We start from the raw sequence: 506 nt of genomic DNA, 5'->3' as shown, positions 1-506 counted from the left end.
GGCCGGTATCGGCGGAAGTTCGCGGTTACTGCCCGGATCCAGCATAGGTCTCCACCCGTTCCTTGAGCTTCTGTCCCGGGCGGAAGGTCACCACCGTCCGCGCGGAAATCGGAATTTCCTCGCCGGTCTTGGGATTGCGACCGGGCCTCTGGTTCTTGCGCCGCAAGTCGAAGTTGCCGAAACCCGACAGCTTCACCTGGCGTCCCTGCTCCAGCGCATCGCGCAGCACGTCGAAGAACGCGTCGACGAACTCCTTGGCCTCGCGCTTGTTCAGACCGACTTCGTCGAACAGCCGCTCGGCCATTTCCGCTTTGGTCAATGCCATGGCATGCCCCCTGTTACCGCCTCAACTCCGGATCCGGGCGCGATGCTCGCGCTCGACGGCGGCCACCACATCGGCCACCACGGCCTCCACGTCCCGATCCGTGAGCGTGCGCGAGTTATCCTGCAAAATCAAGCCCATAGCCAGACTCTTGAAGCCGGCTTCGACGCCGGGGCCGACGTAG

At 64.0% G+C, this 506-nt stretch carries 2 protein-coding genes; both read right to left on the bottom strand.

Going from position 1 to position 506, the window contains the following annotated elements:
- Positions 1-25: 25 nt before the first annotated feature.
- The gene (locus CWM66_RS28300) at positions 26-325 is read right to left on the bottom strand and encodes an integration host factor subunit alpha (protein ID WP_057647499.1); all 300 of its coding nucleotides are present in this window, start codon (positions 323-325) and stop codon (positions 26-28) included.
- Positions 326-346: 21 nt separating this feature from the next.
- On the bottom strand, positions 347-506 hold a 160-nt coding region (locus CWM66_RS29630; protein ID WP_146159970.1), incomplete at its 5' end, for a hypothetical protein.

Source organism: Kosakonia sp. H7A (assembly GCF_003028445.1).
GTDB lineage: Bacteria > Pseudomonadota > Gammaproteobacteria > Enterobacterales > Enterobacteriaceae > Kosakonia > Kosakonia radicincitans.
This window is presented reverse-complemented; position numbering and strand designations above follow the sequence as displayed.